Source organism: Rhizobium sp. K102 (genome assembly GCF_022385315.1).
Classification (GTDB): Bacteria; Pseudomonadota; Alphaproteobacteria; order Rhizobiales; family Rhizobiaceae; genus Rhizobium; species Rhizobium croatiense.
This window is the reverse complement of the sequence record NZ_CP092436.1, coordinates 3,282,703-3,294,684: the sequence shown is the minus strand read 5'-3', so window position 1 is coordinate 3,294,684 and position 11,982 is coordinate 3,282,703. Positions and strand designations below refer to the sequence as shown.

The following is an 11,982-nucleotide window of genomic DNA, read 5'->3' as shown; positions in this document are numbered from 1 at the left end:
CATTTGTCTGTTGAGTGTTTTCTCGGGCGCGGCTCCGTCGGGGAAATCGGCGCTGAGCGTTGTCTGCGCCCAGGCGTCGAAATTTGCCCGCAGCGCATCGAGCCGTTCGCGGGCGATCTCTAGGGCGGGCGCGCCGAGCAGCAGGCGCAATGGCGGCTCCTCCGCCTCGAACGCCGATATGATGGCAGCGGCGGCACGCGTGGGATCACCGGGCTGTTTGCCGGAGATTGAACGGGTGGCCTGGCGCCGCTTGCCTGAGGTTTCGGCATAATCGTCGATAACCGTCCTGGATTCGACCATCGACCGGCCCGCCCAATCCGTGCGGAAGGCACCGGGTTCGAGGATCGTCACCCTGATGCCGAGCGGCTTAACCTCATGGGAAAGCGATTCCGACAGGGCTTCGACTGCGAACTTGGTGGCGTGGTAGTAGCCGGTCGCGGCGAAGGCGACGAGCCCGCCGAGCGACGAGACGTTGAAGATATGCCCCCGCCGGCGCGCGCGCATGCCCGGCAGGACATGCTTGGTGACGGCGATCACGCCGAAGACATTGGTCTCGAACTGGGCGCGTATCTCCGCGTCCTCGCCCTCTTCGATCGCCGCGAGGTAACCGTAACCGGCATTGTTGACGGCGACGTTGATCGCGCCGAAATGCGCCTCGGCGTCGTGAACCGCGCGGGCGACTGAGCGGCTGTCCGTCACATCGAGGGCGAGAGCAAGGGCGCGGTCGCCGTGTTCCGTTGCGAGATCCCGAAGGGTCTCGGGTCTGCGCGCCGCTATCGCGGCCCGCCAGCCACGGGCGAGAACCGCCTCGGCGAGCGCCCGGCCGAGGCCGGACGATGCGCCTGTTATGAACCAGATGGGTGTGGTGGAAGACATGATCCTCATCCTTTCCGGCCGGATAGAGCCTTATTGAGCGAGCTTGTCATTTGCGGCGAAGCACCATGCCGCCGTGATGGAGGGTGTTGCCGTCGACGAAATCACCGTCGGCCGTGAAGCCGGTGTCGTCCCAATATTCGATGTGGCTCCCGGCCACTTCGTAACGGCCTCGATAGGCGCTCTCCCGGTTTCCTCGGGCCTCGTCGTAGCGACCGTTGGGCAGAAGCTGGTGGCGGACCCGGCCGTCGTCGGTCACCCACGTGCCGACATAGGGATGTTGCTGCATCGTGTTCTCGCTTGCTTGTTGACGCGTGGATTGGTGGCCGCCGACGCTATCGGCGGCTGCCGGGCTGACCGCCGTGCCGGCTAAGGTGGCGGCGGCGCAAAAATGCAGGACGGATTTCATGGAAATGTTTTGCATCCTTCTTCCTTTCGAGGTCAGCACCGCTGTTTTGGCGGGCCTCGACAAAAAAGATAGGCGCATGAACTGAAGTGATTAAGTTGCCAATCCGCGATGGCTTGGTTAGGTTTCCTAACCAATGGTCGACGATCTCGAGGGCATCTCAGTCTTTCTCGCCGTGGCGGAGGCGCGGAGCTTTCGCCGTGCGGCAGAGCGTCTCGGCGTCACCCGCTCCGCTGTCAGTCAGTCCCTGCAGCGTCTGGAGGATCGTCTTGGCGTCGCGCTCGTCCAGCGCACAACGCGTAGCGTCAGCCTGACCGAAGCCGGCGAAGTGTTCTTCGCGGCGGTTCGTCCATCGGTCCGGCAGGTCACGGATGCCATGCAGACGGTGCGGGACATGCAGGCGCGCCCGAGCGGCCTGCTGAGGATCACTGTGTCCTCGATCGCCGAGAGCTTTCTGTCCGGCACGTTGCTCGCCGGCTTCATCGAAGCCTGTCCCGAAATCAAACTCGATATCACCGTCACCGATGAAGAATTCGATATCGTCGAGGCTGGTTTTGACGCCGGTGTCCGGCTCGGCGAGGTGATCGAAAAGGACATGATCGCGATATCCGTCTCCCAAGAGCAGCGCCAATGCCCAGCGGCTTCTCCTGCCTACATCAAGCGGCGCAGCCGTCCGCGCCATCCTCGTGACTTGCAAAGCCATGCTTGCATCGGCTGGCGGCCTCGCCCGGATACGGCGCCCTACCGCTGGGAGTTCACTGAAAACAATCGCGATTTCGACGTCGCCGTCGACCCTGCCGTCACAACGAACGATATGGGCATGATGATCCGCCTGGCCTGTGCCGGGGCGGGGATCACCTTCGGCATGGTGGAAACCTTCCAGCCCTACTTCGATCGCGGAGAGCTCGTGCCGCTGCTCGAAGATTTCTGCCCGCCCTTTCCCGGCTTTTATCTCTATTATCCCAGGCGCGAGCGGCAACCGCTGAAGCTGCGGGCACTGGTTGAGCATATCAAGAGGTCTGCCTGGCGTTAGATATGGTCGAGCCCTTGCCGAACTTGCGGTCGATCCAAGCGAACTGAAGTCAGTCTTCCCGGCGAGGGATGCGGCGGTTCCCGCCGGGCATGCGCCCGGCTCAAGGTTGCCCCTATCACGCGGTTTTGTTATTTCCTCATCGCCAAGGATCAGGGGCGAGGGGCTCCCTGTTGCCGGAGAAGCCATGCTGGACGACGTCTTTCGCATTCCAACCAGGGCCCTGATCCGTCAGGGTGGGCGCGCCTGCTTTTTTCGTCTCGTCAATACGAGCCCCTTATTGATCCAGGTGCAATCGGGAACGAAGATCGTCATGGCGGATGACAAGGCTTTGCGTCTTGAGGCGGGCGCTTATGCCCTGCTGCCCGACTATCGGCCGTTGACGATGGAGAACATTCCAAAGGCGCCGCAGAAGTATCAGACCCTGGCGCTGCCTGTTCCAAGACAGCTGTTCGAGGATGCCTATATCGCCATGGGTTCGATCGTCGTCCCCTCGCGGCCGCTCCCGGCCGGTGCCTCGAAGCTGCCTGAGGAAGCGGCGGCATTGTTTGCCTATTGCTGTCAGCCCGGCAATCTGACGAGGCTTCCCGGCCCCATTGCCAAGGCACGTTTGATGGAGCTGATCATCTGGTTCGCGCTCTGCGGCGCGGTGCTCGGCCGATGCGAAAGTCCTCGGCTCGAGGACCGGCTGAGGCAGATGATTGAAAGTGATACGGCCTTTGATTGGACGCTGGGGCATGCGGCGCGCGCCTTCAACATGAGCGAAGCGACGCTCCGGCGTAAGCTCGCCGCCGAAAAGACAAGTTTCAGCGAGATATTGAGCGACACAAGGATGAATCGCGCCCTCGCCCTCATTCAAACCACAACCCTGCCGATGGCACAGGTGGCGCTCGAAGTCGGTTACGATTCGCCGTCGCAATTTTCGGCGCGGTTCAAAGAGCGGTTCGGCGTCAATCCGCGCGATGTGCGGGGCGGAGCTGAGCGTTTTGAGCGGATGGGGGCAGAAGTTGAGCATAGCGGGGCAGATGCGCTGCCGTGATAACGGTAGTTTTCCCGCATCATCAACCGCAGGAAAACAACATGCGTCTTGTAACAGCAGCACTTCTGGCCGCGTCCGTCTTTGGCGCCACCGCCGCCCAAGCCGAAATGAAGCTCACGTCGAAAGATCTGACATCAGGCAAGACCATGGCCGATGCGCAGGTCTTCAACAGCTTCGGCTGCACGGGCAAGAACATCTCGCCGGAACTCACCTGGTCGGGTGCTCCAGAGGGAACCAAGAGCTTCGCCGTCATGGTCTACGACCCGGATGCTCCGACCGGTTCGGGCTGGTGGCATTGGTCGGTGTTCAACATCCCGGCAGACGCCTCAAAGATTGCGACCGGTGCCAGCGGTGACAAAAAGCTTCCGGCAGGGGCCGTGGAAGGCCGTACGGATTTCGGTACATCAGGCTATGGCGGCGCATGCCCGCCGGTCGGCGATGCGCCGCACCATTACCAGTTCACCGTCTACGCGCTCTCGGTCGACAAGCTGCCGCTTCCCGATACGGCGCCGGGCGCGATGGTTGGCTACTATGTCCGGGCGAATACGCTCGACAAGGCCTCGCTTGAAGTCACCTACGGCCGCTGACGCCGCCATCACAGCCATTCTCCCTATCGAGCGCGGCCGGCCGAGGAAATTTCGGCCGGCTGCTGGGATTTGGGAAATCAAGCAGGAACGTAGACCAGCCGGATCACATCCTCGCCAATCCGGTCATTGGCTATAAGGCGGAGTGGCGGTCGGGGTCCGGCGAAATATGGCTTGCCGTGACGGAGCACGACGGGGTGCAGATAGATGACATACTCATCGATCAGGCCAAGATCGGTGAGGCTTCGCGCCAAAACCGGGCCGGCGACTTCGATCTCTCCGTCGCGTTCGGCCTTCAGCTTACGGATCGCGCCCTCGAGATCGCCGTCAACAAGGCTGGCGTTTGGACCGACCGATTTCAACGAGCGCGAGACGACCCATTTCGGCTGGTTCCGCCAGGCGGCCGCGAAGGCGCGTCTGTCCGCGTCCCATTCAGGGTGGTCGTCATCCCAGTAACGCATGATCTCGTACATCTGGCGACCGTACACACTGCCCGCCTGCCGCTGCGTCGCTTCGATGAAGTGACGGAAGAGTATGGGACCTGGCGCAAACGCCGTATGATCGACGTAGCCGTCCAGCGATTGGTTCATTCCGAACACGAGCTTGGCCATGCTCACTTCCTTTCCTTCAAGGGTCCATCCGCATGAGGTCAGATTGCGTCCGCGCCATCGGTGACAACTTAGATCGACTGATTGTACTTTGCAATTGGTTTTTCGGAGGCGAACCACTTGCTGCGCGCTGTGGAATAAGGTCGACTTTATTCTTCAGCCGGGCATATGCGGGTCGACGTCGTCCACCATGAACTCGATGATCGCCGTTCGTTTGGCGCCGGCCTCAGTTTAGATGACAACAAGCCGCCATGGGGCCGTCAAAAATCGACGATGTTTGATTTTAAGCAGATTTTTCACTGAATATCTTTTTGCATCGTTTCGGTATCATCGAGGTGGATTGGCTCTGAGAACCGATTTTAGCGGCTGAGAGCCGCTTCGCTACCAGCGGAAATTACCGTCATATCTCCTGTAGCAAGGTTTCGTCGCCCCGGTGGAGGCCCGTCCAGCCCGCGCCCCAGAACAAGCCGACACGAGGGCCTGACGCAGCGTTGTCGCCTCGTGAGGTCAGGCGGCCGGCAAGCCTGGATCGATGCCGGTCATGGCGATGGAGACGTCCCAGAGCCGCTTCGTGAGCGCCGGATCTTCGGCATGCGGCGCGCGCTTTGCTTCGCCGGCTACACCGCGGATTCCGCCAAAGCCGGTGGGCCCGTAATAGCCTCCGGGCTTTACCTTGCCGGTCGCGGCCAGAAGCGGCGGCCACGCGCCCTTGTCGGCGCTATTGAGCAGCAGGCCGACGATTGGGCCAACGATCTGGATCAGCCCCATGTGACGGCCAAGACTTGTGGCGGCGACTCCAGGGTGGACGCCGATTGCTGTGACGGGCGACTTAGCCGCGCGCAGGCGACGATCCAGTTCGAAGAAGAACAGCGCGCTCGCCAGCTTGCTGGCGCCGTAGCGTTCGGTCTTGATGTAGCTCTTGTCGGCGTTGAGGTCGTCCCAGTCGATCCTGGCCTTCAGATGCGCGACGCTCGACGTCACGACTACCCGTGATCCCGGTGTCTCCGCCAGTTTGGGCAGCAGCAGCGAGGTGAGCGCGAACACGCCGAGATGATTGACGCCGAACTGCGATTCGAACCCCTGCTTCGTGCGCGTCAGCGGCGGGTTCATGATCCCGGCATTGTTGATGAGCGCATCGATCCGTGACTCCTTCGCGGCGATCTCGGCTGCGGTGCGAACGCTGTCGAGGTCACCGAGGTCGAGCGGCAACCAGACGAGATCGGCGTTCGGCGTGATCCGCTTGATCCGCGCGATGGCATCCCGCGCCCTGGTCTGCTCGCGGCAGCCAAGCAGGACGCGCGCGCCCCTGGCGGCAAGCACCCGCGCGATTTCGAACCCGACGCCAGCGTTAGCGCCTGTGACGATGAAGCTCTTTCCCGTCTGTTTAGGGACATCGGCTTCGGTGAAACCCTTGCTATTCGACATTTTCGATCCTTATTTGTGAGTGCTTACATGCTCATTTATCATTTAAAACTCAGGCGGCAGACCCTTTCCAGAACAGGTCGAACCCGGCCTGTCGGATGACGTCACTTTCCTGGGGTCTGGCCGTGACGGCATTGATGCTGATATCGGCCAAATCGAAGAGAATGGTGTCGATGTAAAAGGCGATCCTGTCAGGCGCGGCATGGCCGGCGAGACACTCTTCCACCATTGTCCGCGCATCCCGCAGCATGGCGTGGCACCGGTTCCGGCTTTCCACCGTCACGCGATCCGACACCTTCAGCTGGCGCAGGGCTTTGCGCGCTGTGGCGTGAGCCAGTCCCCAGTCAATCAGACGGTTCCAGACCACAAATAGTCGGTCTTTGGCGGAGACGTCCGCCGGATATGGGGCCAGCACTATTTCTACCAAGTCGGCCTCGATCTCCAAAAAGAGCTGGTTGAGTAGGTCGTCCTTGGTTGGAAAGTAAGTGAACAGCGTCCCCTCAGACACGCCAGCCGCCTTTGCGATCTTGGCCGTGGAGGCGCCTGTGCCCAGGTTGGCGACGAACTCGGCCGCTGCATCGAGCAGTGCCTGTCGCTTTTCTTCACTGAGGGGCCGCGCCATTTTTCCGTCCAATGATATTGAGTGAGTAGATGCTCAATAATATAGGGGGTGACATGAGGTTGTCAAGGGATGCAGCCACGCAGCGCTGAACGGCCAGAAGGGCAATGACGCCCAAGCAGCAATGTCCGCCATCTTAGGAGCGTTCTGAAGCGTACCGCGCACAAAGTCCCACAAGGGGACATTATTCGGTATCCATCGAGAATGTGTGACCCGTCTACATCACGAGACAGTTTCCCGCAGTATTCGAAACTACGCTTCCCTCACTCCCACTCGATCGTGCCGGGCGGCTTCGAGGTGACGTCATAGACCACGCGGTTGATGCCGCGCACCTCGTTGATGATGCGGGTGGCGGCGCGGCCGAGGAATTCCATGTCGTAATGGTAGAAATCGGCGGTCATGCCGTCGACGGAAGTGACGGCGCGCAGCGCGCAGACGAATTCATAGGTGCGCCCGTCGCCCATGACGCCGACGGTCTGGACCGGGAGCAGCACGGCGAAGGCCTGCCAGATGGCGTCGTAGAGGCCGGCTTTGCGGATTTCGTCGAGATAGATCGCATCGGCCTCGCGCAGGATCTCCAGCTTTTCGCGGGTGATGCCGCCGGGGCAGCGGATGGCAAGGCCGGGGCCGGGGAAGGGGTGGCGGCCGATGAAGCTGTCGGGCAGGCCGAGTTCGCGGCCGAGGGCGCGCACCTCGTCCTTGAAGAGCTCGCGCAGCGGCTCGACGAGCTGCATCTTCATGCGCTCCGGCAGGCCGCCGACATTGTGGTGCGACTTGATCGTCACCGACGGGCCGCCAGTGAAGGAAACACTCTCGATCACGTCGGGATAGAGCGTGCCCTGGCCGAGGAAATCGGCGCCGCCGAGTTTCTTTGCCTCCTCCTCGAAGGTCTCGATGAACAGCCGGCCGATGATCTTGCGCTTGGTTTCCGGGTCGCTGACGCCTTCGAGCTCGCCGATGAAGCGATCGGAGGCGTCGACGTGCAGCAGATGCAGATTGTAGTGCTCGCGGAACATGGCGACGACGTTTGCCGCCTCGTCCTTGCGCATCAGCCCGTGGTCGACGAGGATGCAGGTCAGCTGGTCGCCGACAGCCTCGTGGATCAGCAGTGCTGCGACCGAACTGTCGACGCCGCCGGAAAGGGCGCAGATGACGCGCTTGTCGCCCACCTGCTTGCGGATCTCATCGACCGCCTTCTGGCGATAGGCCGACATCGACCAGTCGCCCTTGATGCCGGCGATGTTGTGAATGAAATTGCCGATCAGCTTGGCGCCGTCGGGCGTGTGCACGACCTCGGGGTGGAACTGCACGCCGTAATATTTGCGCTTCTCGTCGGCGATGAAGGCATAGGGCGCGTTGGAGGAGGTGGCGACCACCTCGAAACCATCGGGCAACGCCGTGACGCGGTCGCCGTGGCTCATCCACACCTGATGGCGCGAGCCGGAGGACCACAGGCCCTCGAACAGCTGGCAGTCCTTGTCGACATCGAGGAAGGCGCGGCCGAATTCGCGGTGATGGCCGCTTTCGACCTTGCCGCCGAGCTGCATGCACATCGTCTGCTGGCCATAGCAGATGCCAAAGACCGGCAGACCGCTGTCGAAAATAATCTGAGGCGCCCGCGGCGATCCCTCGTCCACCGTCGAAGCCGGGCTGCCGGACAGGATCACGGCCTTCGGCTGGAGGCGCTTGAAGCCCTCTTCGGCCGATTGGAAGGGAACGATTTCGCAATAGACGCCGGCCTCGCGCACGCGTCGTGCGATGAGCTGGGTCACCTGGCTGCCGAAATCGACGATGAGAACGGAGTCGGGATGTGCTGTCTGGGTCATGTCGAGGCTTTAATGAAAAGCGCTTCGCCTGGCAATCCGGGAAATCGGCGGCATCCGGTTTTTATTGTTCCGATTGTCCCCGCGTCCGATGAGACGCGCAGCACTTTGCCCACTTAGAACCAGAAAACCCCGTCTTCCAGCGCCGTGAACAGGCTGTCGACGCCGTAGGAGAGCTTGCGGTCGACGATATGCAGATATTCGGTCCAGCCGGAGATGTGCTGCAGCTCGACGGCGCCGTCGGAAATGCCGCGCAGGCCGATCAGGGGCAGCTTGTAGCCCTGGCAGGCGCGCAGCACCGCATAGGTCTCCATGTCGACCATGTCGGCGTCGATGTCGGTATAGGCAGCACCCGAGATGACATTGCCGCCTGTGGAAAGGCTTGCCTCGGCAATGCCGGGAATCCGCAGTGGCAGCTCGAGCGTCGCCGGCAGGTCGAGGAAGGGTGTCCGGCCCTTTTCGAAGCCGAGCGGCGAGGCGTCCATGTCGCGGTAGGAAACCGAGGTTACCTGATAGATTTCGGTCTGTTCCAGTTTCGCCGAGCCGGCCGAGCCGAGGGAAACGACGAGATCCGGCAGGTCGTCGGCCGCATCGAGCCGCGCCAGCGTCTTGGTCAGCGCAACCGCCGCCTCGACCGGACCGACGCCGGTCATCAAAGGTTCGATGCGCGAACGCAGGAAGGGGCCGTATTCGGCCTCCGCCGCCATGACGAACAGCATGGATTTTCCCGCGACCGATTTCAGTTCGAACTTCATCCCGTAATTCCTTCTCTGCCGCGGATGACCATCATCGTTCCGGTCATGGAGGCGATGAGTTTCGCCGGCCCGTCGCTGATCGCGTAGCCTCGCCCGTCGGCGACGATGATGGTGGAGCCCGGCTTGGTGATTTCGCCGCGAAACAGGAAGCGCTCGCCGCGTCCCGGCGACATGAGATTGACCTTGAATTCGATCGTCAGGATCGAGGCTTCGGGGTCGATCACGCTGTAGGCGGCAAAGCCGCAGGCCGAATCGAGCGCGGCGGAAATGATGCCGGCGTGCAGGATGCCATGCTGCTGCGTCAGCTTAATGTCGAAGGGAAGCTCGATTTCGACGACGCCGTGCTCGACGCGCGTCAGCTCCGCGCCGATCGTCTGCATCGCCGCCTGGCGCGCAAAGTTGCGGCGGATTCGCGCGCGGAAATCGCCCCTGTCAGTCTCGCTCATGGCTACCCCTCTCGAAGCCGGGAAAGTGGCATGGCGGGCCGGATTCGACAAGCTGGACATCGCTGAAATCGATCCGGACGGCGATGGAAACGTCAAGGCGTGTCGCCAGCGCAACCCTTCGCCGTGCTGTTGCCCCGCATGCCCCGCGAAGACGATTGCAGCTTCGCGCTCAGCGGGTATTCTCCGGCATCCCATCTCGAAATGAGGGAGCGCCGGCGCCATGACGACGATATCGCAATCGGTTCGGATTTTCGAGACCTGGCTAGCGGGCGAACTTGGCGGCGATCTCGTCAAGGACGATCTTAAGGAAAAGCACGAGAAGATGCGCAGCGACGATTTCGGCTTCCTGCGTGCCACCTATTGGCGCTGGTGCGAGGTCATCCTCGATATCTGCCCGGAGCTCGGCCGCGCGCCTGAAGTGCTGGCGATCGGCGATACGCATCTGGAGAATTTCGGCACCTGGCGCGATAGCGAGGGCAGGCTCGTCTGGGGCGTCAATGATTTCGACGATGCGGCGGTCATGCCCTATGCGCTGGATCTCGTTCGCCTTGCGGCAAGCGCCATCCTGGCGCGCAACGGCAACGGTCCCTCGGTTCGGATGATCGGCGAGCTGATCCTCGGCGGTTATCGCAGAGGCCTTGAAAATCCGCTGCCGGTCATCCTCGAACGCGATCACAATTGGCTGCGCAAGGCGCTGATGCTGTCGAATTCCGAACGCCGGGAATTCTGGGGAAAATACGAGATGCTGCCTGCGGGCAAGAAGAAGGCGCCGTCAGCCTATACCGAGGCGCTTGCGGGCGCATTGCCGCCCGGGGCAGGCTCCTTCACGGCCAAGCCGCGCAACGCCGGGACCGGCAGCCTCGGCCGCCCGCGTTTCGTCGCCTATGCCGAATGGCAGGGCGGGCCGGTCTTGCGCGAGGCGAAGGCACTGGTGCCGTCGGCCTGGTCGCTTCACCACAGGCCGCTTGATGTGGCGATCCGTGCGGGCGAAATCGCCGCCGGGCGGGCGCGCTCGGCCGATCCTCATTATCGCGTCTGCGGCCGCATCCTCGTGCGCCGGCTTTCGCCGAACAGCCGCAAGATCGAGATCGACAAGCATGCGGAGATCCTGCTTTCGCCGACAATGCTCGACTTGATGGGCCTCGAGATCGCCAATTGCCATTCCGATGATGCGGCGGCGGCCGCAGCGATCCTGCAGGATTTGCAGGCCCGGGGACCCGAATGGCTGCAGGAGGCGGCAAGAGCCGCGGCATCGAGCGTCAGCGCCGAGCAGAAGGCCTATGCGCGCACCCGCTGAGAGACCCGGACGATGTGCTGATCCCAGGCGACATCGCTGCGCCTCGAGAGGAAATCGCCGTCATAGGAGGAGACGGCAAAGCCATCTCTTGCCGGCGCGATGCCGGCCGCCTCCGGAACGGCGATCTCGGCCAGCACCTTGCCCGTTTTTGCGTCGATGGTCACCGAGGCGCCGCCCTTCGGCGAGGTGATGCCGACAAGACCTTCGCCGCGGTTGACGGCGATCGCCCCAACATAGTTGGCAAGCCTGCGTGTCGTTTCCTCCGGCAGCGCGACGAAGGAAAGATCCTCCCCCTTGGCGAAATGGCCGACGAGCGGCGGCAGGTCCTTGCGGCGGCCTTCGTACTGGCAGGCGAACCAGATGCGGCCGTCGCCGTCGAGGTCGACATGGCGGGTCGACACCTGCGACCATTCGGCCGGCAGCACGTGTTTTTCGATCAACGCGCCGGTTGCCGCATCGATCAGCGCCAGCGACGGCTGCATCGCCCCGAGATTGAGCTTGGTGCGGCCGAAATCCGGATGCGTCTCGATGCCGCCATTGGCGACGATGAGAAGGCGGCCATCATCGGAAACCGTCATATCGTGCGGGCCGATGCCATAGGTTTCGTATTCACCAATGCGGGTGAAGCGATCGGTTGCGTCGTAGAGCCCGACCATGCCGCGATTGCCGTCGAAATCATTCTCGCTGGCGTAAAGGATCCGGCCATCGGGCGAGAAGGCGCCGTGCCCGTAGAAATGGCGGTCTTCGCGGGAACTGATGACGATCGGCTCGCCCTTATCTCGTGGATCGAAGATCATCGCATAGGTGCCCGGCCGGCGCGCAAAGGCGACCGTCTTGCCGGTGACGGCGCTGAAGGCCATGCCGTGGGCGCGGGCGGGAAGCGCCACCTGATCGATGATCTCGCCGCGCTCGGTCACGGTCGCGATAGCAAAGGAACCGTTTGCCGTGCGAATGCCCGAGGCATAGACCGCATCGGCCCGTTCGAGCGCCATCAGCGACCTTGGCGCCAAGCTCGCCAGGAAGCCGATTCCTGCCGCCTTGACGAAACTGCGTCGGTTGATCGGGGCGCTTTGCATCATC

Annotated in this window: 12 protein-coding genes and 1 pseudogene; 4 read left to right on the top strand and 9 right to left on the bottom strand. The window is 62.4% G+C overall.

Going from position 1 to position 11,982, the window contains the following annotated elements; translation table 11 throughout:
- Positions 1–39: 39 nt before the first annotated feature.
- Positions 40–885, bottom strand: a pseudogene (locus MHI61_RS22260) (oxidoreductase); the annotation flags it as partial.
- Positions 886–922: 37 nt separating this feature from the next.
- Complete coding sequence (locus MHI61_RS22255; protein WP_239790559.1) at positions 923–1,297, bottom strand: Atu4866 domain-containing protein; 375 nt, start codon at positions 1,295–1,297, stop codon at positions 923–925.
- Between the two features lie 118 nt (positions 1,298–1,415).
- On the opposite strand from MHI61_RS22255, the gene MHI61_RS22250 reads away from it, so the two are divergent.
- The 3 genes from MHI61_RS22250 to MHI61_RS22240 all read left to right on the top strand — a co-directional run bounded on the left by MHI61_RS22250 (position 1,416) and on the right by MHI61_RS22240 (position 3,935).
- On the top strand, positions 1,416–2,312 hold the full coding sequence (locus MHI61_RS22250; protein WP_239790557.1) for a LysR family transcriptional regulator: 897 nt from the start codon (positions 1,416–1,418) through the stop codon (positions 2,310–2,312).
- Positions 2,313–2,496: 184 nt separating this feature from the next.
- On the top strand, positions 2,497–3,348 hold the full coding sequence (locus MHI61_RS22245; RefSeq protein ID WP_239790556.1) for an AraC family transcriptional regulator: 852 nt from the start codon (positions 2,497–2,499) through the stop codon (positions 3,346–3,348).
- A 41-nt stretch (positions 3,349–3,389) separates the two neighbouring features.
- Entirely contained in the window at positions 3,390–3,935 is a 546-nt protein-coding gene (locus MHI61_RS22240) for a YbhB/YbcL family Raf kinase inhibitor-like protein (RefSeq protein WP_239790554.1), read from the top strand.
- A 77-nt stretch (positions 3,936–4,012) separates the two neighbouring features.
- Here the strand turns inward: MHI61_RS22240 and MHI61_RS22235 are convergent, their stop codons facing one another.
- The 6 genes from MHI61_RS22235 to MHI61_RS22210 form a co-directional block, all read right to left on the bottom strand.
- Positions 4,013–4,543 carry a dihydrofolate reductase family protein gene (locus MHI61_RS22235; RefSeq protein ID WP_239790553.1) on the bottom strand — a complete coding sequence of 177 codons (531 nt, stop codon included), beginning with the start codon at positions 4,541–4,543 and terminating at the stop codon, positions 4,013–4,015.
- Between the two features lie 504 nt (positions 4,544–5,047).
- Complete coding sequence (locus MHI61_RS22230; RefSeq protein WP_239790552.1) at positions 5,048–5,965, bottom strand: oxidoreductase; 918 nt, start codon at positions 5,963–5,965, stop codon at positions 5,048–5,050.
- Between the two features lie 49 nt (positions 5,966–6,014).
- Positions 6,015–6,584 carry a TetR/AcrR family transcriptional regulator gene (locus tag MHI61_RS22225; RefSeq protein ID WP_239790551.1) on the bottom strand — a complete coding sequence of 190 codons (570 nt, stop codon included), beginning with the start codon at positions 6,582–6,584 and terminating at the stop codon, positions 6,015–6,017.
- Positions 6,585–6,844: 260 nt separating this feature from the next.
- Positions 6,845–8,407 (bottom strand): glutamine-hydrolyzing GMP synthase, encoded by a 1,563-nt coding sequence (guaA, locus tag MHI61_RS22220; protein ID WP_039617411.1) that lies wholly within the window; start codon positions 8,405–8,407, stop codon positions 6,845–6,847.
- A gap of 113 nt (positions 8,408–8,520) precedes the next feature.
- Complete coding sequence (locus MHI61_RS22215; protein ID WP_010061097.1) at positions 8,521–9,159, bottom strand: 5'-methylthioadenosine/S-adenosylhomocysteine nucleosidase; 639 nt, start codon at positions 9,157–9,159, stop codon at positions 8,521–8,523.
- Positions 9,156–9,605 carry a PaaI family thioesterase gene (locus tag MHI61_RS22210; protein ID WP_010028223.1) on the bottom strand — a complete coding sequence of 150 codons (450 nt, stop codon included), beginning with the start codon at positions 9,603–9,605 and terminating at the stop codon, positions 9,156–9,158. The genes MHI61_RS22215 and MHI61_RS22210 overlap by 4 nt, the downstream gene beginning before the upstream one ends.
- 220 nt (positions 9,606–9,825) lie before the next feature.
- Between MHI61_RS22210 and MHI61_RS22205 the strand changes: the two genes are divergently transcribed.
- The gene (locus MHI61_RS22205; RefSeq protein ID WP_239790550.1) at positions 9,826–10,902 is read left to right on the top strand and encodes a DUF2252 family protein; all 1,077 of its coding nucleotides are present in this window, start codon (positions 9,826–9,828) and stop codon (positions 10,900–10,902) included.
- On the opposite strand, the gene MHI61_RS22200 is transcribed toward MHI61_RS22205, so the two are convergent.
- Positions 10,884–11,981 carry a DUF1513 domain-containing protein gene (locus MHI61_RS22200; protein ID WP_239790549.1) on the bottom strand — a complete coding sequence of 366 codons (1,098 nt, stop codon included), beginning with the start codon at positions 11,979–11,981 and terminating at the stop codon, positions 10,884–10,886. The two genes, MHI61_RS22205 and MHI61_RS22200, sit on opposite strands and share 19 nt — an antisense overlap.
- Position 11,982 lies beyond the last annotated feature (1 nt).